General features: G+C 70.9%; 18 protein-coding genes. 8 read left to right on the top strand and 10 right to left on the bottom strand.

Annotated elements, in window-relative coordinates:
• Nucleotides 1–65 precede the first annotated feature (65 nt).
• On the top strand, nucleotides 66–1,160 hold the full coding sequence (locus ACWEVS_RS03280) for an alpha/beta hydrolase family protein (RefSeq protein WP_452549689.1): 1,095 nt from the start codon (nucleotides 66–68) through the stop codon (nucleotides 1,158–1,160).
• Here the strand turns inward: ACWEVS_RS03280 and ACWEVS_RS03285 are convergent, their stop codons facing one another.
• From ACWEVS_RS03285 to ACWEVS_RS03305, 5 genes are all read right to left on the bottom strand, one after another.
• Nucleotides 1,161–2,918, bottom strand: coding sequence for an ABC transporter ATP-binding protein (locus ACWEVS_RS03285; protein WP_449917826.1), 1,758 nt, complete (start codon nucleotides 2,916–2,918; stop codon nucleotides 1,161–1,163). It lies immediately after the preceding gene.
• 1 nt (nucleotide 2,919) lies between these two features.
• Nucleotides 2,920–4,608, bottom strand: a complete 1,689-nt coding sequence (locus ACWEVS_RS03290) for an ABC transporter ATP-binding protein (protein WP_449917828.1) — start codon at nucleotides 4,606–4,608, stop codon at nucleotides 2,920–2,922.
• Between the two features lie 131 nt (nucleotides 4,609–4,739).
• Nucleotides 4,740–5,480, bottom strand: coding sequence for a succinate dehydrogenase/fumarate reductase iron-sulfur subunit (locus ACWEVS_RS03295; protein ID WP_354905793.1), 741 nt, complete (start codon nucleotides 5,478–5,480; stop codon nucleotides 4,740–4,742).
• On the bottom strand, nucleotides 5,477–7,399 hold the full coding sequence (locus ACWEVS_RS03300) for a fumarate reductase/succinate dehydrogenase flavoprotein subunit (protein ID WP_452549691.1): 1,923 nt from the start codon (nucleotides 7,397–7,399) through the stop codon (nucleotides 5,477–5,479). The genes ACWEVS_RS03295 and ACWEVS_RS03300 overlap by 4 nt, the downstream gene beginning before the upstream one ends.
• Nucleotides 7,396–8,028, bottom strand: coding sequence for a succinate dehydrogenase cytochrome b subunit (locus ACWEVS_RS03305; protein WP_354905978.1), 633 nt, complete (start codon nucleotides 8,026–8,028; stop codon nucleotides 7,396–7,398). The genes ACWEVS_RS03300 and ACWEVS_RS03305 overlap by 4 nt, the downstream gene beginning before the upstream one ends.
• 281 nt (nucleotides 8,029–8,309) lie before the next feature.
• Between ACWEVS_RS03305 and ACWEVS_RS03310 the strand changes: the two genes are divergently transcribed.
• The 7 genes from ACWEVS_RS03310 to ACWEVS_RS03340 all read left to right on the top strand — a co-directional run bounded on the left by ACWEVS_RS03310 (nucleotide 8,310) and on the right by ACWEVS_RS03340 (nucleotide 15,926).
• On the top strand, nucleotides 8,310–9,263 hold the full coding sequence (locus ACWEVS_RS03310) for a LysR family transcriptional regulator (RefSeq protein ID WP_449917835.1): 954 nt from the start codon (nucleotides 8,310–8,312) through the stop codon (nucleotides 9,261–9,263).
• A 1-nt stretch (nucleotide 9,264) separates the two neighbouring features.
• Complete coding sequence (locus tag ACWEVS_RS03315) at nucleotides 9,265–10,392, top strand: PP2C family protein-serine/threonine phosphatase (RefSeq protein ID WP_452415835.1); 1,128 nt, start codon at nucleotides 9,265–9,267, stop codon at nucleotides 10,390–10,392.
• 5 nt (nucleotides 10,393–10,397) lie between these two features.
• Nucleotides 10,398–11,909, top strand: a complete 1,512-nt coding sequence (locus ACWEVS_RS03320; RefSeq protein WP_452549692.1) for a sensor histidine kinase — start codon at nucleotides 10,398–10,400, stop codon at nucleotides 11,907–11,909.
• Nucleotides 11,909–12,337, top strand: a complete 429-nt coding sequence (locus tag ACWEVS_RS03325) for a response regulator (RefSeq protein WP_449917844.1) — start codon at nucleotides 11,909–11,911, stop codon at nucleotides 12,335–12,337. Before ACWEVS_RS03320 ends, ACWEVS_RS03325 begins: the two co-directional genes overlap by 1 nt.
• A 151-nt stretch (nucleotides 12,338–12,488) precedes the next feature.
• Entirely contained in the window at nucleotides 12,489–13,274 is a 786-nt protein-coding gene (locus ACWEVS_RS03330) for a hypothetical protein (RefSeq protein WP_449917846.1), read from the top strand.
• Nucleotides 13,275–13,299: 25 nt separating this feature from the next.
• Nucleotides 13,300–15,177 carry a fumarate reductase/succinate dehydrogenase flavoprotein subunit gene (locus tag ACWEVS_RS03335; RefSeq protein WP_449917847.1) on the top strand — a complete coding sequence of 626 codons (1,878 nt, stop codon included), beginning with the start codon at nucleotides 13,300–13,302 and terminating at the stop codon, nucleotides 15,175–15,177.
• Complete coding sequence (locus ACWEVS_RS03340; RefSeq protein ID WP_354905780.1) at nucleotides 15,174–15,926, top strand: succinate dehydrogenase/fumarate reductase iron-sulfur subunit; 753 nt, start codon at nucleotides 15,174–15,176, stop codon at nucleotides 15,924–15,926. Before ACWEVS_RS03335 ends, ACWEVS_RS03340 begins: the two co-directional genes overlap by 4 nt.
• A 502-nt stretch (nucleotides 15,927–16,428) precedes the next feature.
• Here ACWEVS_RS03340 and ACWEVS_RS03345 read toward each other — a convergent pair.
• The 5 genes from ACWEVS_RS03345 to ACWEVS_RS03365 form a co-directional block, all read right to left on the bottom strand.
• A complete protein-coding gene (locus ACWEVS_RS03345; protein ID WP_452549695.1) occupies nucleotides 16,429–17,799 on the bottom strand; it encodes a hypothetical protein in 1,371 nt (456 codons plus the stop codon).
• 75 nt (nucleotides 17,800–17,874) lie between these two features.
• Nucleotides 17,875–18,183, bottom strand: coding sequence for a hypothetical protein (locus ACWEVS_RS03350; protein ID WP_354905777.1), 309 nt, complete (start codon nucleotides 18,181–18,183; stop codon nucleotides 17,875–17,877).
• A gap of 2,336 nt (nucleotides 18,184–20,519) precedes the next feature.
• A complete protein-coding gene (locus ACWEVS_RS03355; protein WP_354905774.1) occupies nucleotides 20,520–20,909 on the bottom strand; it encodes a (deoxy)nucleoside triphosphate pyrophosphohydrolase in 390 nt (129 codons plus the stop codon).
• Between the two features lie 95 nt (nucleotides 20,910–21,004).
• A complete protein-coding gene (locus tag ACWEVS_RS03360) occupies nucleotides 21,005–22,096 on the bottom strand; it encodes an NlpC/P60 family protein (protein ID WP_452415831.1) in 1,092 nt (363 codons plus the stop codon).
• Nucleotides 22,093–22,734 carry a hypothetical protein gene (locus ACWEVS_RS03365; RefSeq protein ID WP_452549697.1) on the bottom strand — a complete coding sequence of 214 codons (642 nt, stop codon included), beginning with the start codon at nucleotides 22,732–22,734 and terminating at the stop codon, nucleotides 22,093–22,095. The genes ACWEVS_RS03360 and ACWEVS_RS03365 overlap by 4 nt, the downstream gene beginning before the upstream one ends.

A 22,734-nucleotide genomic window follows, 5' to 3' on the forward strand; every position in this document is an offset into this window, starting at 1 on the left:
GTCGTAAAGAGTGATCGACGATCGAGGGCGGACGGGCTCCCGCGACGCCGACCAGAGTGGCCCGCATGAGGAGAACACTTGTTGTCGCAGCCCTGTCGGCGGTCGCGCTCACGAGCGGCGCCGTCCCCGCAGGGGCCGAGGGCGCCCGGCCCGCCGTCCCCGCACCGACCGGCACGCGGACCGCCCTGCCCGCACCGACCGGCGGCCGGCCCGTCGGCACGACCACCCTGCACCTGGTGGACACCGCGCGCCCCGACCCGTGGAACCCCGAGGCCGACCGGCGGGAGCTGATGGTCTCGCTCTGGTACCCCGCCACGCGGCCCGGCGGCCGGCCCGCGCCGTACCTGACCGGGGAGGAGTCGGCGGCCGTGCTGAAGGGCTTCGACGTGCCGCCCGGCGCGCTGGTGAAGACCAGGACGCACGCCCGGCAGAGCCCCCCGCCGAACAAGCGGCTGCCGCTGGTGCTGATGTCGCCCGGATTCAGCATGCCCAAGGCGACCCTCACCTCCCTGGCCGAGGACCTGGCCAGCAGGGGCTACCTGGTGGCGGCGGTCGAGCACACCTACGAGTCGGTCGCCACGACCTTCCCCGACGGCAGGACCACCACCTGCCTGGCGTGCGTCAAGGGACAGGACGGCGCGAAGGTCGCCGCCGTCAGGGTCGCCGACCTGCGGTTCGTCCTCGACGAGCTGATCGGGCGCGGGCTCGCCGACCGGTCGAGGATCGCCGCGGTCGGCCACTCGATGGGCGGCAACAGCGCCGTCCAGCTGCTGCTGGCCGACCGAAGGGTGAAGGCGGCGGCGAATCTGGACGGCACGTTCGCCCCGGTGGTGGCGGAGCTGGACAGGCCCGTGCTGATGGCGGGTAACCCCGCGCACGTGCCGGACGGCCGCGACACCAGCTGGAAGCAGTCGTGGGCCGATCTCGGGGGCTGGAAGCGGTGGATCACCGTGGAGGGCACCGACCACGCGGCCTTCGTCGACTACGCGGTTCTCCGGCCCCAGCTCGGCCTTCCGGGCAGCGCGATCGAGGGCACGCGGGCGATCGGGATCACCCGCGCCTACGTCGCCGCCTTCGTGGACCGGCAGCTGAGGGGCGGGGACGAGCCGCTGCTCGACGGCCCGTCCCGCGCCTACCCCGAGGTGCGTTTCTGGAAGTGATCAGCGGGCGGTCGGCGCCGGGGCGCCGTGCCAGCTCGCCCAGAGGGCGGCGTAGGAGCCGCCCTCTGCCACCAGTTCGTCGTGCGAGCCCAGCTCGCTGATACGCCCGTCCTCGACCACGGCCACCCGGTCGGCGTCGTGCGCGGTGTAGAGGCGGTGCGCGATGGCGATCACCGTGCGGCCGTCGAGGACGGCCGCGAGCGACCGCTCCAGGTTCCTGGCGGCGCGCGGGTCGATCAGCGAGGTGGCCTCGTCCAGCACCAGCGTGTGCGGGTCGGCCAGCACCAGCCGCGCCAGCGCGAGCTGCTGGGCGTGCGCGGGCGAGATCGACGTGCCGCCCGAGCCGACCATCGTGTCGAGCCCGTCGGGCAGCGACTCGACCCACTCCATCGCGTCGACGGCCCGCAGCGCGCCGAGCACCTCGTCGGACGAGGCCGACGGCCTGGCGATCAGCAGGTTGTCGCGCAGCGTGCCGCGGAAGACGTGGTGCTCCTGGGTCACCAGGGCGACGTGCCCGCGCAGGTCGTCGAGCGGCAGGTCGACCAGCGGCACGCCGCCGACGGTCACCGTGCCGGTGCGGGGGCCGTGGATGCCGGCCAGCAGCCTGCCCAGCGTCGACTTGCCCGCTCCCGAGGGGCCGACCATGGCCAGGCGCTCGCCGGGCCGCAACGTCAGCGAGACGCCGTGCAGAACGTCGTGGCCCTCGCGGTAGGAGTAGCGGACGTCGGCGGCCACCAGGTCCTCGCCGTCGGGGGTGTCGGCCCCGGCCGTACGGTCGTCCGGCACGTTGGCCACGCCCAGCAGGCGCGCCATCGCGGCCCCGCCGACCTGCAGCTCGTCGATCCACATCAGGAACCTGTCGAGCGGGTCGATGAGCTGCTGGGCGTAGAGCACCGCGGCGGTGACCTGACCGAGCATCACCCACCCGTTGATGTAGAACAGCCCGCCGACCAGCAGCGCGGCCACCACGGGGATCACGTAGCCCAGCTCGACGGCCGGGAACCACACCGTGCGCAGCCCGAGCGTGTAGCGCTCGGCCGCCCACGAGCGCCCGATGTCGCCGTCGGTGCGGGCGTGGCGCCGCTCCTGCAGGCCGAGCGCCTCGACCGTCCTGGCGCCCTCGACCGTCTCGGCCAGGCCCTCGGTCATGTCGGCGTAGGCGGCGTTCTCGCGCAGGTACCCGTCGCGCGCCCGCTTCAGGTACCACCGGGTCGAGATCCAGATGATCGGTACGGCCAGCAGCATCGGCACCATGAGCAGCGGGCTGACCAGCAGCATCGCACCGATCGTGATCGCCCCGGTGACGAGGGCGATCAGCGTCTCGGGCACCGCGTGGCGCACCGTCCTCGACAGCGAGTCGACGTCGCGCGAGGTCCGGGTGATCAGGTCGCCGGAACCGGCCCGCTCCACCGTGGACAGCGGCAGCGCCAGCACCCGCTCGACGAACTCCTCCCTGAGCTCGGCCAGCACCTTCTCGCCGAGCCTGGAGGAGGCCAGCACCGCGAAGCGGACCAGCACCGACTGCAGCACCAGGAACGTTCCGATGCCGACGGCCACCAGCGTGCCGTCGACCTCGGCGCCGCGCCGCACGTCCTCCACGAGGTCGCCGAGCTGCCACGGCACGGCGAGCCCGGCCGCGGCGGCCAGCGCGTGCAGCGCGAGGGCGACGGTCAGCTCGCGCGGGTACTTCAGCGTCAGCCGCCTGGCGTAGGCGCGCACCTGCGCCTGGTCGGCGACAGGCAGGATCTCCCGAGCCATCTCAGTCCTCCCCTCTCGTCACGGTCGCCGCGTAGGCGGGTTCGGTGGCCAGCAGCTCCCGGTGCGCGCCCTCGGCGCGCACCCTGCCGCCTTCCACGTAGATCACGTGCTCGGTGCGGTCGAGCACCAGCGGGCTGGTCGTGCAGACCAGCGTCGTCTTGCCGGCCCTGGCCTTGGCCAGCCGGTCGGCGATGCGCGCCTCGCTGTGCGCGTCGACCGCGCTGGTCGGCTCGACCAGGATCAGCACCTCGGGGTCGGTCACCAGCGCCCTGGCCAGGCGCAGGCGCTGCTGCTGCCCGCCGGAGAACTCCCGGCCCGCCTCCGCCACGTGGGCGTCGAGGCCGTCGGGGAGCGCCTCCACGATGTCCTCGGCGCAGGCGGCGTGCAGCGCCTGCCGTACGGCCTCGGGGGAGGCGTCACCGCGGACGTCGAGCTCGTCGCGCAGCCGGCCGGCGAACAGCCTGGCGTTGTTGTCGGCGACCAGCACCCTGGCGCGGACCTCGCGCAGCGGGAGCGAGCCCAGGTCGATGCCGCCGAAGGAGACCTGGCCGTCGGTGTAGCGGCCGAGGCGGTCGGCGATCTCGATGGCGTCCTCGGGCGTGCCGGACGCGATGGCGGTCAGCGTGCCGGGCCGGACGGTGACGCCGCTCTTGACGTCGTGGAGCAGGCCGCCGGGCGAGGACTCGGCGCCGCCGCTCACCTCGGGTTCGATCGCCAGGATCCGGATGACCCTGCGGGCGGCGACGTGGCCCTTGGTGAGCTTGTCGGCGGCCTCGGTCAGCGTGCGCATCGGGCCGATCAGGAAGACCGCGTAGACGTAGAACTCGACCAGCTGGCCGGTCCTGATCTGCCCGCCGACGGCGAACGAGGCGCCGATGCCGGTCACGATCGCGATCAGCAGCCCCGGCAGCAGGATCTGCGCGCCCTCCAGGACCGACTCGACACCGGCCACCCGCACGCCGGCGTGCCGTACCCGCTGGGACTCCTCGCGGTAGCGCTCGGCGAAGACCTGCTCGCCGCCGATGCCGCGCAGCACGCGCAGGCCCCCGACGATGTCGGCGGCCCTGGTGGACAGCTCGCCCTGGAGCTCCCTGTGCGCCTGCTGGCGCTTGTGCAGCGGTTTGAGCAGCGGGCCCACCGCGATCGCCATGAGCGGCACGCCGACGAGCACCAGCAGGCCGAGCTCCAGCGACGTGGAGATCATGATCACGGTGACCGTGACGATCGCCACGATCGAGCCGGTGCCGCGCAGCAGGATGTCCATCGAGTTGCCGATGTGCGCGATGTCGGAGTTGCCGACGCTGACCACCTCGCCGGTCGACAGGCGCTTGGGCAGCGTGGCGCCCAGCCTGGTCGCCTGCCTGGTGGTCACCTGGACGGTGCGGTAGGCGGCGGCCAGCCAGTTGTAGACGGCGAGCCGGTGGCGCATGATGCCGGCGTAGGCCTGCACGAGCCCCAGCCCGAGCAGCGCGGCCGACCAGGTCACCAGCCCGCCGGAGTCCTTGCCCAGGACGGCGTCGATGCCCCTGCCGAGCACGTGCGGCATGAGCGCCTGCGCGAACCACCACAGGGTGGCGAAGCCGATGCCGACGGCAAGGGCGCCCGCCTGGTTGCGCGCGGTCCAGAGGAGGTAGCGCGTGGGCGTGCGTGAGTCAGGGATGCCGGGATCGGCCTGGGGTAGGGAGCGCATAGCCCGTCAAGATTGACAAAGGCCCGGCTGACCAGGCAAACCATTTTCCGTGCCCACCCGTCACAGCGGTACCGCGGGAAACACGGCGGGCCGTACCCCCGCCCAGGGAGGTACGGCCCGCGGTGACGGCGCTACTTGGCGTTGGCCTTCAGGTAGTCGGCGTTCATCCTGGCGATGGTGTCCAGCGGGATGCCCTTCGGGCAGACCGCCGTGCACTCGCCGGTGTTGGTGCAGCCGCCGAAGCCCTCGGCGTCCATCTGGTCGACCATGGCCCTGGCGCGGCTGACGCGCTCGGGCTGGCCCTGCGGCAGCAGCGACAGGTGGGTGATCTTCGCCGCGGTGAACAGGGAGGCCGAGCCGTTCGGGCAGGCCGCCACGCACGCGCCGCAGCCGATGCAGGTCGCCGCGTCGAAGGCGGCGTCGGCGTCCTCCTTGCGCACCGGCAGGCTGTGCGCGTCCGGGGCGGAGCCGGCCGGGACGGAGACGAAACCGCCCGCCTGGATGATGCGGTCGAACGCCGAACGGTCGACGACCAGGTCCTTCACCACGGGGAACGGCGCGGCGCGCCACGGCTCGATGGTGATGGTGGCGCCGTCCTCGAAGTGGCGCATGTGCAGCTGGCACGTCGTGGTGGCGACCTGCTCGCCGTGCGCCACGCCGTTGATCACCATGCCGCACATGCCGCAGATGCCCTCGCGGCAGTCGTGGTCGAAGGCGATCGGGTCGTCACCCGACAGGATCAGCTGCTCGTTGACGACGTCGAGCATCTCCAGGAAGGACATGTCGGGCGAGACGTCCTTGGCCTGGTAGGTCACCAACCGACCAGCGTCGCCGGGACCGCTCTGGCGCCAGACCTTGAGGGTCAGGTTCACTTGTAACTCCGCTGGCTCATCTTGACGTACTCGTACTCGAGCGGTTCCTTGTGCAGCACCGGACCGTCGGGGCCGCGCTCCCACGCCGACACGTGCGCGAAGTTCTCGTCGTCGCGCAGCGCCTCACCGTCGGCGTCCTGCGACTCGGCGCGGAAGTGACCGCCGCACGACTCGGTGCGCACCAGCGCGTCGAGGCACATGAGCTCGGCCAGGTCGAAGAAGTCGGCCACCCGGCCGGCCTTCTCCAGCACCTGGTTGAGCTCCTCGGCGGTGCCGGAGACCTTGACGTTGCGCCAGAACTCCTCGCGCAGCGACGGGATCAGCTCCAGCGCCTTGCGCAGGGACTCCTCGGTGCGCTCCATGCCGCAGTAGTCCCACATGATCTTGCCGAGCTCCCGGTGGAAGGAGTCGGGCGTGCGGGTGCCGTTGATCGACAGCAGCTTGTCGATCTTCGTGCGGACCTTGATCTCGGCCTCGGCGACGGCCTCCTCGTCGACCTCGCCGAAGGGGCCGTCGGCCAGGTAGTCGCCGATGGTGGTCGGCAGCACGAAGTACCCGTCGGCCAGGCCCTGCATCAGCGCCGACGCGCCCAGGCGGTTGGCGCCGTGGTCGGAGAAGTTGGCCTCACCGATCACGAACAGGCCGGGGATGGTGGACTGCAGGTCGTAGTCCACCCACAGGCCGCCCATCGTGTAGTGGACGGCGGGGTAGATGCGCATCGGCACGTCGTAGGGGTTCTCGCCGGTGATGCGCTCGTACATCTCGAACAGGTTGCCGTACTTCTTGCCGACGGCGTCGCGCCCGAGGCGGTTGATCGCGTCGCGGAAGTCGAGGTAGACGCCCAGCCCGCCGGGGCCGACGCCGCGACCCTCGTCGCAGACGTTCTTGGCGGCGCGGGAGGCGATGTCACGCGGCACCAGGTTGCCGAAGGCGGGGTAGATCCGCTCCAGGTAGTAGTCGCGCTCGTCCTCGGGGATCTCCCCGGGAGCCCGCGTGTCGCCCTTGGCCAGCGGCACCCACACGCGGCCGTCGTTGCGCAGCGACTCCGACATCAGCGTCAGCTTCGACTGGTACTCGCCGGAGACCGGGATGCAGGTGGGGTGGATCTGCGTGTAGCACGGGTTGGCGAAGTAGGCGCCCTGCTCGTGCGCCCGCCAGATCGCGGTGGTGTTGCAGCCCTTGGCGTTCGTCGACAGGTAGAAGACGTTGCCGTAGCCGCCGGTGGCCAGCACGACCGCGTCGGCCACGTGGCGTTCGATCTCGCCGGTCACCATGTCGCGGACGATGATGCCGCGCGCCTTGCCGTCCGAGACGATCAGCTCGAGCATCTCGTGCCGGGTGAACATCTGCACGGTGCCCGCCGCGACCTGCCGCTCCAGCGCCTGGTAGGCGCCGAGCAGGAGCTGCTGGCCCGTCTGCCCGCGGGCGTAGAAGGTGCGGGAGACCTGCGCGCCGCCGAAGGAGCGGGTGTCGAGCAGCCCGCCGTACTCGCGGGCGAACGGCACGCCCTGCGCGACGGCCTGGTCGATGATGTTCACCGACACCTGGGCCAGCCGGTAGACGTTGGACTCGCGGGCGCGGAAGTCGCCGCCCTTGACCGTGTCGTAGAACAGCCGGTAGATCGAGTCGCCGTCGCCGCGGTAGTTCTTGGCGGCGTTGATGCCGCCCTGCGCGGCGATGGAGTGCGCGCGCCTGGGCGAGTCCTGGTAGCAGAAGGACTTGACGTTGTAGCCGAGCTCGCCGAGCGTCGCGGCGGCCGAGCCGCCCGCGAGGCCGGTGCCGACCACGATGACGTTCAGCTTGCGCTTGTTGGCCGGGTTGACCAGCTTGGCGCCGAACTTCCGCTTCTCCCAGCGCTCCTCGATCGGCCCGGAGGGCGCCTTGGCGTCCCTGATCTCGGGACCCTCGGTGTACTTCACTTCACCACTCCTGTCATGACCGCGAACGGCACCGCGAGGAAGCCGGCGACCAGTACGGCCGAGACCAGGGCGGCCACGGTGTTCAGCGGCTTGCGGCGGCGGCCGTTCGACCAGCCGAGCGTCTGGAACATGCTCCACAGGCCGTGGCGCAGGTGGAGGCCCACCATGACGACGGCCACGACGTAGAAGACGGTCACCCACCAGCGTCCGGGCTGGAAGCCGTCGACCAGCCGCTCGGAGGGGGCGGAGGAGAAACCGGCCGGGTTGACGACGCCGAAGGTCAGGTCGAGCAGGTGCCAGACGACGAACAGCGCGATCGTGATGCCGCCGAACCGCATGATGTGCGTGGTGTAGCCCTTGGCCTGCGACTTCTTGACCGCGTACTTCACCGGGCGGGCCTTGGCCGCGCGCCTGGCCAGCGAGATGGCCGCCCACATGTGCAGGACGACACTGACGAACAGGACGGCCTCGGTGAGCGTCAGCACCGTCCGGTACGGCACCAGCGGCTCGCCCATGACGCGCAGGAAGTGCGCGTACTCGTCGAAGGAGGCCTTCCCCAGGAAGATCTTGAGGTTGCCCACCATGTGGAGCAGCAGGAACAGCACGAGAATGGCGCCTGTGACGGCCATCACGGCCTTCTTGCCGTTCGAGGAGCCCAGGAACCTGCCGGTCTTCTTGGGCGTTGAAGGCTTCGCCGGTGGCTGTGGTGCCTTGGCGGGGGTGGAAACCGGCGCGGTGGCGGATCCGCGCTCAATCGTGGCTGTCACAACGTCCGACGCTATTTACGCTGCGTTTATCCGTCCAAGTCATCACAGTTCTGGTTTCGATAGCCTCAGGCTATACGCCCGGCAGAGGGGCGCTTGGCACCCGCTGCCGTGCGACCAATCTCACAACCCCTACGCTGTGGAAAGTGCAGCTCCAGCAGCTCGCCTACTTCGTCGCGGTGGCGGAGACGAGGCACTTCACCCAGGCCGCCGAGCGCATGCGTGTGGCGCAGCCGTCGCTGAGCAAGCAGATCAAGGCGCTGGAGTCGGAGCTGGGCGCCCCGCTGTTCTCCCGCGCGCGCGGCAACGTCACGCTGACCCCGGCGGGCGAGGCCCTGCTGCCGCTGGCGCGCCGGATGCTGGCCGACGCCGACACCGCCCGCCAGGAGGTGGCCGAGCTGGCCGGCCTCAGGAAAGGCCGCGTACGGCTCGGCGCCACGCCGTCGCTGTGCGCGGGCCTGCTGGCCGACGCGCTCGCTCGTTTTCATCGTGCTTATCCGGGCATCGAGTTGCTCGTGGAGGAGGGCGGCTCGCGCGACCTGGTCAGAGCGCTCGCCAGAGGGCAGCTCGACCTCTCGGTGATCATCATGCCGTTGCAGAGCGACGACCCGGCCCTGGTGACGGAGGAGGTCCTGCGTGAGAACCTGGTCGTCGCCGCGCCGTCACACGAGCGGGTCCGCCGGCCGTACCTGCGGATCGAGGACCTGCGCGGGCGTCCCATGGTGATGTTCAGGCGCGGCTACGACCTGCGGGAGGCCACGCTGGCCGCCTGCCGGCAGGCGGGGTTCGAGCCGCGGTTCGCCGTCGAGGGCGGCGAGATGGACGCCGTGCTGCGCTTCGTCGAAGCCGGCTTGGGCGTGGCGGTGGTGCCCTCCATGGTGCTGGACGGCAGGCCGGGCCTGACCGGCATCCCCCTCGCCCCTCCCGGCCTGCGCCGTACGATCGCGCTGGCGCATCGTAAGGACGTCGAACAGACCAGGGCCGCCCAGGCCTTCCGTGCCACTTTGCTCTTCTTCCTGGCCGAAGCGGAGCATGGCGGCGAACTCCCCCAAGGTGTCGAGCTCATCAGAGGTGTACGTGACAGCCCACGGCCTTCCTGAAATGCCGCCCCTGCTGCTGATCGAGGACGACCCTGGCGACGCGTTCCTTGTCGAGGAGCTGCTTCAGGAGGTGGAGAAGCCGCCGAAGATCACGTGGGCGCGCAGCATGGCCGAAGCGAAGGACCGCTTCAACCGCGACATCCAGTGCGTTCTTGTCGATCTCTCCCTCCCCGACGCCACCGGCATGGACGCGCTGCGCCACGTGCTGGCCATGGCGGCCGACGTGGCCGTGGTCGTGCTGACCGGCCTCAACGACGCGCACGTCGGCATCGCGGCCGTCGCAGAGGGCGCCGAGGACTACCTGGTCAAGCAGGACATCGACGCCCGCCTGCTGGCCAGGGCCATCCGCTACGCCATCGAGCGCAAGCGCGCCGACCTGGCCCACCAGCGGCTCATCCAGTCGGAGCTGATCCGCAGGGAGAACACCCGCCTGGAGCGCGGGCTGCTGCCGGTGCCGCTGCTGGAGCCCGGCGCGGTCGAGCACCGGACCCGCTACCGCCCGGGACGCCAGCGCTCGCTGCTGGCCGGCGACTTCTTCGACACCGTGCAGGGCCCCGACGGGGCGATCCACACCGTGGTCGGCGACGTGTGCGGACACGGGCCCGACGAGGCCGCGCTGGGCGTGGCGCTGCGCATCGCCTGGCGCACGCTGACGCTCGCGGGACGGCACGGCAACGACGCGCTCCAGACGCTCGACACCGTCCTCAGGCACGAGCGCAAGTCTCCCGAGATCTTCACCACCCTCTGCACCGCCACCATCGACCCCGGCCTGGCCCGCGCGACCATGCACCTGGTCGGCCACCCGCCGCCCGTGCTCATCCGAGGGGGTGAGATCGACGTCGTCAGGGGCGGCCCCTCGGGGCCGCCGCTCGGCATCTTCCCCGACGTGGAGTGGAAGGCCATCGACGTGCCGCTCGGCGACGCGTGGTCGCTGCTGGCCTACACCGACGGGCTGATCGAGGCCACCGTGGACGGCGGGCCCGACCTGCTCGGCACCGAGGGCCTGCTGGCGATCATCGCCGACCACGGCGGCATCGATCTCGACCGCCTCATCGAGAGCGTCACCGAGATCAACGGGGAGGTACTGAGCGACGACCTCGCAGCCGTACTGATCACGAGGAAGGGCTGAGCCGCATGTCCGCGCTGCGCCCGCTCCCCGCCCCGAAGCCGCCCACGGGGTACGGCAGGCTGCCCATCGGGCGCTGGTTCCTGTTCGCCGCGATCGTCGGGCTGCTCGTCGTCGTCGCGGGCGCCACGGTGACGGTCAGCTCGCTCGGCCGGCTGTCCGACGCGCGCCACGAGGTGGTCGAGGTCGTCGATCCGACCATGCTGGCCACCCTCGACCTGGCCGGCGCGCTGGCGAGCCAGCGGGAGGCGGTCACCGACTTCGGCCTGACCGCCGACCCGCAGTACGCCGACGCCTACGAGCGGGCCCGCGCGAGCGAGGACAGGGCCGTCGCGCGCATCAACGGCCTGATGCCCGGACATCGGATCGACAGCATCACGCGGGCCGCGGCGGCCTGGCGGGCGGAGGTCGCCGAGCCGATTCTCAAGGGCAGAGCCTTGACCAAGGAGAGCGTCCAGGCCGACCGGGGCAGGTTCGACCAGGTGAGGTTCGCGCTGTCCGGCCAGCGCGCCGCCCTGAAGCTGCACCATGACAGCGGCGTCGGGCGCCTGACCGATCGGGCCAGGACGTTCGCCTTCGCCCTCGGCGTGCTGGCCGCCGTCCTGATCGGCCTGCTCGTGCTGATCGGCTTGATCGTCAGGCACATGGTGCTGCGCCCGGTGACCGAGCTGGCCGCGCAGGTCCGCGCGGTCGCCCACGGCGACTTCGACCACCCGCTGCGCGTCGACAGGCCCGCCGAGCTGGCGGAGCTGTCGGGCCACATCGACGCGATGCGGCGCAGGATCCTGTCCCAGTGGCGGCGGTCGGACGAGCAGGCGGAGGAGCTGAGGCGTTCCAACGGCGAGCTGGAGCAGTTCGCCTACGTGGCCAGCCACGACCTGCAGGAGCCGCTGCGCAAGGTGGCCAGCTTCACCCAGATGCTGGAGCAGCGCTACGGCGACCAGCTCGACGACCGGGCCAAGCAGTACATCTCCTTCGCCGTCGACGGCGCCAAGCGGATGCAGCTGCTCATCAACGACCTGCTGGACTTCTCCAGGGTGGGCAGGATCGGCGGCGAGAAGGTGCCGCTCGACGCCGCGCTGCCGCTCGACGCCGCGCTGGCCAACCTCGCCGCCCAGATCGAGGAGGCGGGCGCCGAGGTGACCTGCACCGGCCTGCCCGAGGTGACGGGCAACAGGAGCCAGCTCACCCAGCTCTTCCAGAACCTCGTCGGCAACGCCGTCAAGTTCCGGAGCGACGAGCCGCCCGTCGTGCACATCGCGGCCCGTCAGGCCGCCGACGGCATGTGGGAGTTCTCGTGCGCCGACAACGGGATCGGCATCGAGCAGAAGTACGCCGACCGGATCTTCCTGATCTTCCAGCGGCTCCACACCCGCGACCGCTATCCGGGCACCGGCATCGGGCTGGCACTGTGCAAGAAGATCGTGGAGTATCACGGCGGCCGGATCTGGGTGGACAATGACACCAGGCAGGGCCCCGGCACGACCGTGCGGTGGACCCTTCCGGGCAGGGGCGAGTGATGAACGTGCTGCTGGTCGAGGACGACCCCGGCGACGTCCTGCTGACCAGGGAGGCGTTCGAGCTCAACCGGGTGCGCAACACGCTCTACGTCGTCAGCGACGGCGAGGAGGCCATGGCCTTCCTGCGCCGGCAGGGCGCCTACACCGCCGCGCCCAGGCCCGACATGATGCTGCTCGACCTCAACCTGCCCCGCAAGGACGGCAGGGAGGTGCTGTCCGACGTCAAGAGCGACCCCGACCTGCGCAGCATTCCCGTCGTGGTCCTCACCACCTCCGAGGCGGAGGAGGACATCCTGCACAGCTACCGCCTCCACGCCAACGCGTACGTGACCAAGCCGGTGGATCTTCATCAGTTCGTCAGGGTCGTCCGGCAGATCGACGAGTTCTTCGTGAGCGTGGTTAAACTGCCCCCTAACGGGGATGGGTGACGGGAATCACAGCCAGGCATCGGAAAAGGTGAGTGATGCTTCTCACACAACCCGATGCCAGCGTCGTAACGTATCCCCCACCAATGCGCGAGAGGCGAGTGATTCCACCACCCTCGCAGCACCCATTCCGCGGGAGGTGGAGAGGTCCGCGATGACCCAGACGACCCCTGAACCCCAGGTCAGACGAGAGCGCGCCCGAATCACGGTGCGCACGTTGCGCACAGATCGATGGTGGATCGCCCCGCTTTTGACCTTTCTAGGGCTGATGTCCTTTCTGGTCTACGGTGTGTGGGCGATTCTCGACACCAGCTACTTCGTCGAGCCCTACATCGCACCATTCTCGTCGCCGTGCCTGGCGACCTCGTGTCACGAGGGGGCGAGGTTCCTCGGGCTGGCGCCGTTCGGCGACTGGTACACCCTGCCGCCGGGGCTGCTGATCCTCGGCCTGCCCGGTGGCTTCCGGCTCACCTGCTACTACTACCGCAAGTCCTACTACCGCTCGTTCTGGCTCTCGCCGCCGGCATGCGCGGTCCAGGAGCCGCACGGCAAGTACACCGGTGAGACCCGCTTCCCGCTGATCATCCAGAACATCCACCGCTACTTCTTCTACGCGGCGATCGTGATCGGCCTCGTACTCGCCTACGACGCGGTGCTCGCGCTCGTCCACAAGCCGCTCGGGCTCGGCACCTGGATCCTCATCGGCAACGCGATCCTGATCAACCTGTACACGCTGTCGTGCCACTCCTGCCGGCACATCACCGCGGGACGGCTCAACCACTTCTCTCGCCACCCGCTGCGCTACAAGGCCTGGACGTTCGTCTCCAAGCTCAACGCCAAGCACCAGCCGCTGGCGTGGGCGTCGATGTTCTCGGTGATGGGCGCCGACTTCTACGTCCGCCTCGTGGCCAAGGGCATCATCACCTTCCCGTACGCGTAAGGACCCGGAACACGTGGGATCTCAAGTGGAAATCGAGCGTCACGAATACGACGTCGTCGTCATCGGCGCCGGCGGCGCGGGGCTGCGGGCCGCCATCGAGGCCCGCCAGCAGGGCAAGCGCACCGCGATCGTGTGCAAGTCGCTGTTCGGCAAGGCCCACACGGTCATGGCCGAGGGTGGCGCGGCGGCGGCCATGGGCAACGTCAACCCCGACGACAACTGGATGGTGCACTTCCGCGACACCATGCGCGGCGGCAAGTTCCTGAACAACTGGCGCATGGCCGAACTGCACGCCAAGGAGGCTCCCGACCGGGTGTGGGAGCTGGAGGCGTGGGGCGCGCTGTTCGACCGCACCAAGGACGGGAAGATCAGCCAGCGCAACTTCGGCGGCCACGAGTACCCGCGGCTCGCGCACGTGGGCGACCGGACGGGGCTGGAGCTGATCCGCACCCTGCAGCAGCGCGTGGTCGCCCTGCAGCAGGAGGACTACGAGAACCACGGCGACTACGAGGCCTACATCAAGGTGTTCGCCGAGTGCACGGTCACCCGGCTGCTCAAGGACGGCGACGCCGTCTCCGGCGCGTTCGGCTACTGGCGCGAGACCGGCAACTTCGTCGTCTTCGACGCCCCCGCCGTCGTGCTGGCCACCGGCGGCATCGGCAAGTCGTACGTGGTGACCTCCAACTCCTGGGAGTACACCGGCGACGGCCACGCCCTGGCCCTCCTGGCCGGCGCCAAGCTCATCAACATGGAGTTCATCCAGTTCCACCCGACCGGCATGGTGTGGCCGCCGTCCGTGCGCGGCATCCTGGTCACCGAGTCGGTCCGCGGCGACGGCGGCGTGCTGCGCAACTCGCTCGGCGAGCGGTTCATGTTCAACTACATCCCCGAGGTGTTCAAGGACAAGTACGCCACCACCGAGGAAGAGGGCGACCGCTGGTACACCGACCAGGCCAACAACCGCCGCCCTCCGGAGCTGCTGCCGCGTGACGAGGTGGCCAGGGCGATCAACTCCGAGGTGAAGGCGGGGCGCGGATCGCCGCAGGGCGGCGTGTTCCTCGACGTCTCCACCCGGCTGCCCGCCGCCGAGATCGTCAAGCGGCTGCCGTCGATGCACCACCAGTTCAAGGAGCTGGCCGACGTCGACATCACCGCCGAGCCGATGCAGGTGGGCCCCACCTGCCACTACATCATGGGCGGCGTCGAGGTCGACGCCGACACCGCCGCCGCGGCCGTACCGGGACTGTTCGCCGCCGGAGAGGTCTCCGGCGGCATGCACGGCTCCAACCGGCTGGGCGGCAACTCGCTGTCGGACCTGCTGGTGTTCGGCAGGCGCGCGGGCGCCGGCGCCGCCGCCTACATCGACTCGCTGAGCGCGCGGCCCACCGTGTCGCAGGAGAGCGTCGACAGTGCCAAGGCCGAGGCGATCGCCCCGCTCGAGCGCTCCGGCGAGAACCCCTACGAGGTCCACCACGAGCTCCAGCGGACCATGAACGACCTGGTCGGCATCATCAGGACGTCCTCGGAGGTCGCCGAGGCGCTCGAGGTCGTGGAGAAGCTGAAGGAGCGGGTCCACCTCGTCGGCGCGGCCGGCGGGCGCATCTACAACCCGGGCTGGCACCTCGCGCTCGACCTGCGCAACATGCTGCTCGTGTCCGAGTGCGTGGCCAAGGCCGCGCTGATGCGCGAGGAGAGCCGCGGCGGCCACACCCGCGACGACTTCCCCGGCATGAACGCCGAATGGCGGCGCAAGCTGCTGGTCTGCTCCGCCGCCGCCGACGGCTCGTCCGTCACCGTCGAGGAGAAGCAGCAGCAGCCGATGCGCCCCGACCTGCTGGCCCTGTTCGACCTGGCCGAGCTGAAGAAGTACCTCACCGACGACGAGTTGGACGGGATCGAATGAGTTACAAGGCGAAGTTCCGCGTCTGGCGCGGTGAGGGCGGCGAGGGCAAGCTCGAGGACTTCACCGTCGAGGTCAACGAGGGCGAGGTCGTCCTCGACATCATCCACCGGCTCCAGGCCACCCAGGCGCCCGACCTGGCCGTGCGCTGGAACTGCAAGGCCGGCAAGTGCGGCTCCTGCTCCATGGAGATCAACGGCAAGCCGAGGCTCGGCTGTATGACCCGCATGTCCACCTTCGAGGAGGACGAGACGATCACGGTCACACCGATGCGCACCTTCCCCGTCATCAAGGACCTGGTGTGCGACGTGTCGTTCAACTACCAGAAGGCCAGGGAGGTGCCGTCGTTCACGCCGCCGGCCGACGTGCGCCCCGGCGAGTACCGGATGCAGCAGGTCGACGTCGAGCGCTCGCAGGAGTTCCGCAAGTGCATCGAGTGCTTCATGTGCAACAACGTCTGCCACGTCATCCGTGACCACGAGGAGAACAAGCCGGCCTTCTCCGGGCCGCGCTTCCTCATGCGGATCGCCGAGCTGGACATGCACCCCTACGACGTGGCCGACCGCAAGGAGTCCGCGCAGAAGGACCACGGGCTCGGCTACTGCAACATCACCAAGTGCTGCACCGAGGTCTGCCCCGAACACATCAAGATCACCGACAACGCGCTGATCCCGCTGAAGGAGCGCGTGGTCGACCGCAAGTACGACCCGCTGGTCTGGCTCGGCAGCAAGATCTTCAAGCGCCAGAGCTGACCCCACCGGCCCCTCCAGGACCGCCCGGCCATCCGGGCGGTCCCCACCCGGCCCCTCCTCGTATCCACCGGGCACCGGACTTATCGGATACGGCGCGCTCCGCATCCATCCGGTACAGCGGGCCTCTCGGCTCCTTCCAGTACAGCAGGCTCCTCGGCTCCTTCCGGTACGGCTGCCGCCGGGTCACGCGCCGACCGCCGTCGTGGGCTCGCCCCGTCACCGTGCGCTCCTCCAGCAGGACTTCGCCTCCCCCCGCCACGGCGCCCCGTCAGGCGCACACCGGGGCCACGCACCGACCCACCCGGCAAGCCCGTCAGGCACCCGACATACGCTCGCGTCATCCCCGGCAGGCCGTCGACACCCGCCGAGCCGACCATGTGGGGAACCATCACACGGCGATCCAGTGACCGATCACCCCCGGCAGGCCGTCACACGCTCGCTGAGCCCCGAGCGCCCTTCAATCGGACGCCAGGCGCACGGGCCGGTCCGGGTCTGTGGCCGGTCAGAACTCGCGGTGGTCGTCGACGTCGCGCAGGGGAAGGATCGCCGTGCGGTCCTCGGCCGCGGGAGCGGCGTCGTCGAGCTTCCAGGGCTCGGCGTCGCCCGCCTCGACGATCGTCGGGCCACCCGCCTGACCCTTGTGGTGCGGATCGTCGTAGGGCGCGTCACCGCCCGGCGGGATGTCGCCGAGCGACGGCTGGTCCGGCGGAACCAGCGGCTCGAACAGGTCGCGGTACTGCGGCTGCTGCCCCGGCGCCAGGTCAGGAGGCAGCGGGTCGTCGCCGGCCACGTGGAACTCGCGCGGCTTGAAGGCGTCGAAGTCGCCGGCCGGCTGGTCGTGGCTCTCCACAGACTCGGGCTGGACGTACTCCGGCTGCGTGTACTCCGGCTGGGTGTACTCGGGGTGCGGGTATTCCTGCTGGGCGTACTCGGGGTGCGGGTACCCGGGCTGCGGGTGCCCCGCCTGCGCGGAGTAGTCGGCCGTCGGACCCGGCTGGCCGTACATCGACGGGTCCTGCGGGAACGGGTGCTGGTAGACCGGCTGGTACTGGGCGGGACCGCCCGGGTAGGTCTGCACCGGCACGAAGCTGATGATCGGCGCGTAGGCCGGGACAGGGCCCGCGAAACCGGGTCCGGCCGGGTAGCCGCCGTACGGCTCGGCGGCGGGCTCGCCCCGGTGGTGTCCTGGCTGCTGCGGCCCGGCCCTGCGGACGGCGGCGGCGTGGGCCATCCTGCGCAGCCGTCCCTCGAAGATGAGCACGGCGAACAGCGCGAGCAGGACCAGCACCAGCGCGGGGATGCCGAGCTTGCGGCTGAGCGTGGTCTGGTCGTACTCCGGTGCGGCGTTGCGCACCACCAGTTCCTCGGAGTCGGAGACGGCCGTCGTGGGCTCGCTCGGCGCCTGCGAGGGCGTGTCGTCCTGCACGGTCGGGAAGGAGAACGTCGGCGTCTCCTCGGCGGTGTCCGCGGGGGCCGACGGCACGCTCACGTCCGTCGAGGGCACCACCGGCGGCGGCTGCTGGACGGGCGGAGCCTGCGTCGCCGGCGGCTTGGCCGTGGTCTTCTCGGGCTCGGGCGCCTTGCTGGTCTTCGTCGGCGACGGCGTCACCGTGGTCGTCACGGTCGTGACGGGATCGGTCGGCGTAGGCGTCGGCGACCCGAGCGTGGTGGTGATCGTGACCGTGGTGACGACCTCGGTCGGCTCGCAGGCCTCACCCGCGTCACACGGCGGGATCGCGTCTCCCGGGTCGCGTGCCACGACCGACGCGCTGGCGACCTGGCTGATGACCGGGATCGCCGCGAGCACGACGCCGCCGCTGATCCCTAAGGAGAGCAGCAGGGCGGAGACGGCCGTCAGTCGCCTGGGTGCCACCGCTGCCCTCCGCGCATTCCCGAAACCTTGGTCAACGAGAATACTAGGACGGTAAATGTCAGCGCAAAGTCCGATTTACGACATCGGCTGTGATTTCCTGACACCGCGGCTCCGCTGGGCCCGCGCGACGCCCCACAACGCGGCGAGCAGCACCAGAATGCCGCCCCCCACGTACGGCAGGCCGTTCAGCCCCGTGGTGAGATCGGTCCTCCTCGCGGCCTGCGGCTTCGCGGGCGAGACGGCGAGTTCGCGAGCCAGCGGCGCCGCCATGACGGACGGCGCGCTCGCCGCCGACTGTTCGGGCGCGACCTGCGGAAGGCGCAACGCCGATCCACCCGACGCCTGCTGCGCCTCCTGCGCCCCAGTCAGCGCCGCGTCGGTCATCGGCGTCGCCTCCGCGGCCCACCGGCTCGTCGCAGGGGCCTTGACCCCGGTGGCCGGACTCTTCGTCCCCGTGCCACGAGACTGAACGCCAGCGGAAGCCTTCGTGCCCGTGGCCGGAGGCCGGACACCCGTGGCAGGAGTCTTCGACCCCGTCACCGAAGACCGAACGCCAGTCGCCGGAGCCTTCGACCCCGTCACCGGAGACCGAACGCCGGTCGCGGGGGTCTTCGTGCCCGTGGCCGGGGACCGGACGCCGGTCGCCGGCGTCTGAACCCCGGTGGCGAGAGACCGCACCCCACTGGTGGGCGTCTGAATCCCCGTGACGGGAGACTGCACGCCGCTGCCGGAAGACCGGGTGGCCGGGAGCTGCAGCCCGGTGGCGGCAGGCAGGGCGCCCGTGGCAGGCGCCTTGACGCCCGTCCTCGGCAGCCTCCTGCCCGTCACGGCCCTGGACCTGGGAAGCCGCATACCTGTCGCAGACGACCGCGCGCTCACCCCCGGCGGCTGGACCCCGGTCGCAGGCGGCTGAACCCCGGCCCCGGTCACGGGCGACCGAGCTCCGGTCACGGGCGACCCAACCCCGGTCACGGGCGGCTGAACGCCCGTCGCAGGCGACTGAACTCCGGTCACGGGCGGCTGAACCCCGGTCACGGACGGCTGAACGCCCGTCACGGACGGCTGAACACCGGTCATGGCCTGGGCTCCGACCCCGGCAGGGTGGGGCAGGGTCCTGGGCTGCCGGGTCGCCTCCCCCGCGCTCCACGCCGTCGTGCCCCTGCCGCCGTCGTCGACGCGGCGCACCGGTCCACCCCGGACACCGCCATCCGCCCCCTGGGCCTGGGCGCGCGAGTCCGCGCCCCCGCCCGCGCCCTCGGACACCTCCGGCAGTTCGGCGGCCTGCGCGGGCCGCGCGTCACCGGGAGCGAGCAACATCGGGCGCGGATCGACGGATCCGGGCGAGGGATGCCGCACCGGACGCGGCTCGGCGAAGCCCGCCAGCGGGTAGTTGACCGGGCGCGGCTCGGCGAACCACGGCAGCGGGTTCGCCGAGCGCGGTCCGGCTGGCCCTGGTGCCGGGTAGTTCCTCGGACGCGGCTCAGCGGCCCCTGATGCCGGATAGTTCGCCGGGCGCGGCTCAGCGGACGCCTGCGCCGGGTAGCTGCCCGGGCGCGAGGCAGCGGACGCCTGCGCCGGTACGTTCCCCGGGCGCGAGTCGGCGGACGCCTGCGCCGGGCGCGACTCGGCGGACGCCGGCGGGACGTTCCCCGAGCCCGACTCGGCCGATCCCGGCGCCGGGTAGTTCGCCGGGCGCGGCTGGGCGAACAGGGGCACGGGGTAGTTCGCGGGACGCGGCTCCGCGAAGACCGGCAGCGGATAGTTCGCGGGACGCGGTTCGGCGAACATGGGGACGGGATAGTTCGCCGGGCGCGGCTCGGCGAACCACGGCAGCGGCAGCGAAGCGACCGGGATCGTGGTCGTCTTGGTGACCCGCTCCGGAACGCCGTCGGCGCCTTGTCGTGCCTGCGCCTCCGCGGTCAGCACGACCTCTCTCGCACCCTCGGGCACGGTGAGCCTGACATCGGCCGCCCGTTCTCCCTGGGCGTCCCCGAACCGGCACATCCCCGCACCGGCCCCCGCGGAGCCCGTGCCTCCCGCACCGGTTGAACCCCCACCGGTGGAACCCGCACCCGGCGCGACACCCGCAGAGCCCGAGCCCGCCGGGGACCCTGCGCCTCCAGCCGAACCCTCAGCCGACGCGGCGCCTCCAGCCGAGCCCGAGCCCGGCGCGACACCGCCTCCGGCCGAGCCCGAGCCCGCCCCGACGCCCCCTCCGGCTGGCTCCGAGCCCGGCGCGACACCGCCTCCGGCCGGCCCCGCACCGTCGACGGCCGACCCCGCGCCGGGCGCGGCGTCCGCTCCTCCGGTGACGGCGTCAGCTCCGGTGGCGGGCGACGCGGCGCACGTCACCTGCGACAGCGCCCGCGCCGGCTGGGCCGTGACCGCCAAACTGGTGTCCCGTGCCGGACCTTCCACGGCCACCCTGAAGCGCAGCACGTCACCGGTTCGCAACCATCGGCCCACGTCCGGATCGGCCACCCGCTCCACTCTGAGCTCGATCAGCCCTTCGCGGGAAACCCCCGCAGAAGGTACCTCGATCTCCGAAGCCTCGACCGCCGACGTCGTGGCCGTGGTCGCCAAGATCAGCGCCCCTGATCCGACAGCCGACGCTATCTGGGCACGACGCCACCAACTCACTGCGCTTCTCCGCTTTTCCCCCGAGACGGGACGCGCCAACAAATACACTGCGTAGTGGTTATGTCACGCAGTGGAGTGGATTAATCCTCTCGCAGCAGAGTCTCCACAACCTTGACCACCGGAAGATCGGCCGCCAGCCACGGCACGTCGTAGAACTCCTCCGGCGCGAGCCAGCGCAGCGCCAGGTGCTCCTTGGTCTGGGGCGTGCCGGAGACCAGCGACGCCAACCACACCCGCATCACGTAGTCGTCGCCGAGCGGCCAGTCGCCGCCCACGCGCTCGCCGACCCGGATGATCACGCCGAGTTCTTCGTGACACTCCCTGACCAGCGCGTCGATGTCGTTCTCCCCTTCGTCGACCTTGCCTCCGGGGAACTCCCAGCCGCCGGCCAGCTCGGGTGGCTCTGCTCGCTGCGCCGCCAGCAACCTGCCGTCGGCGATGATCGCCGCGCCCACCACCAGAACCGCCATCGCATCTCCTTGCCTTCGAGCCTCCCAACCTTACGCATCCGCCCCTGCGCCGGGGCAGGGGACGGAAGGCCAACGGTTGGTGAAGGATCACAGCGCTACAACACGGGGGTGAGCTTGGCCAGTTGCTCCTTGACGGCCGGGTTCTCCAGCGGCCTGGTGAATCCGACGATGGCGTCCCTGCCCCGATAGCTGGTGACCTTGATCGGGCCGCACAACCGGCAGCGCGCCTCGACCATCTTCCCCTTCGACACCACCATCCCGACGTGTCCGGGATTGTCGGCGCTGGTTCCTGGCCCCGCGTTGAAGAAGACGAGATCGCCGGGCTGCTCCTGCCCGTCGGGCACCTTCACCCCGAACGGCCACTGCCCGAACGTCGTCCTGGGGATCGTCAGCCCCACGCTCCGGTATGCCATGTAGATGATGCCGGAGCAGTCGAAGGCGTCGGGCCCGGTGCCGCCCCACAGGTACGGCTTGCCGCGCTGGTCGAGCGCGTAGGCGAGGATCCTCGCCACCACGCCGCTCGGCGCCGCCTCGATGAGCGGTTCGTCGCATCCGGCGTCGGCCTGCGGCGGCACCTTGACCTCGCCGTCGGCGGCGTACTTGCGCGCGATCTCCTCGACCTGGTCGACGTACCACCACGCCCGGTTGTAGACGAACAGCGACCGCCGCACGTTCTCCGGGGCCCCGTTGCGCTTGAGCATCGTGGCAGCGCCCAGGATGGCGTCGGCCGGGTTGTAGATGTCGGCCCAGCCGTCGCCGTCGCCGTCCGAGGCGTACCCGTTGAACTCCGACGGGATGGGGATGCGCTTGGCCCCGCCCCACGTGCTCACCAGGAACTGCATCGGCCCGGCGGCGCCGGCGTAGTTGGTGCCGCTCTGCACGCCGGGCAGCGTGGAGCGGCCGTGGTCGGTCTCGCGCTTGCCCACGGCCGCCAGGATCGTCCACTGGACGCCCACCTGCTTGCCGAACTTCTGGTAGAGCGCCAGGTAGTCGGGGGGAATGTCGGCTGTCGCCCCTTCCGAGGCTGGTTCGTCCGCCTGCGTGATCTCCTCGCAGTCGGAAAGACTGCCGTCACTGATGAAGGAGGGGAAGCTGGTCATCAGCATCGGGGACATGATCAGCGTCACCAGTACCAGCCCGGCGAGCCCGAGCGCCCCGACGATTTTCGTGCGGGAGGAGAACTTCACCCGGAGCTGTCTCCGTCCTGCCCCTGGTCGGCGGGCTGCAGGTCGAAGACCCGCCAGTCGGAGCCCATCTGTTGCACGGTCACCGCGTAGTCCTCGTCGCGCCTGGTCGACCCGCTCTTGGCCGACACCTGCCTGGTGCCGGTGACGACGAAGACGATGGAGGTCCTGTCGACCTGCCTGATCTCCTTGACCTTCGCGGTCGCCTGCGAGACCACCTGATCGGTCCTGTTCGCCTCGACGGTGCCCGGCGAGGTGACGGTCCGCGTCAGCACCTCGGCCAGGTCGGCGGTGGCGAACACCTTCAGCCGGTCGGCGTAGGCGGCCGGTTCCTCGTCGTAGCGGAAGCTGCCGTAGGCGGCGGCGAAGCGCACGGCCAGGTCCGCCGCCGCGGCCAGCTCCTGCTTGGTCATCGGAAGGTAGGAGTAGATGTCGAAGGGCGCGTCGCTCGCCGTGGCCAGCGGGGTGACGGCGGCGGGCGCCGCCGAGGCCCCGGACCCCGTACGGCCCGCCGCCTCCTGACCGGCGGCGGGCACGGGCTCGTCCGAGGCGGGCCACATCGTGACGAAGAGCCCGACCGCCGCCAGCACCAGCACGATCGCGGCGAAGGCCAGCCCTCTCCTGTCACCCAGCTGTGCCAT

This window comes from Nonomuraea sp. NPDC003754 (genome assembly GCF_053605785.1).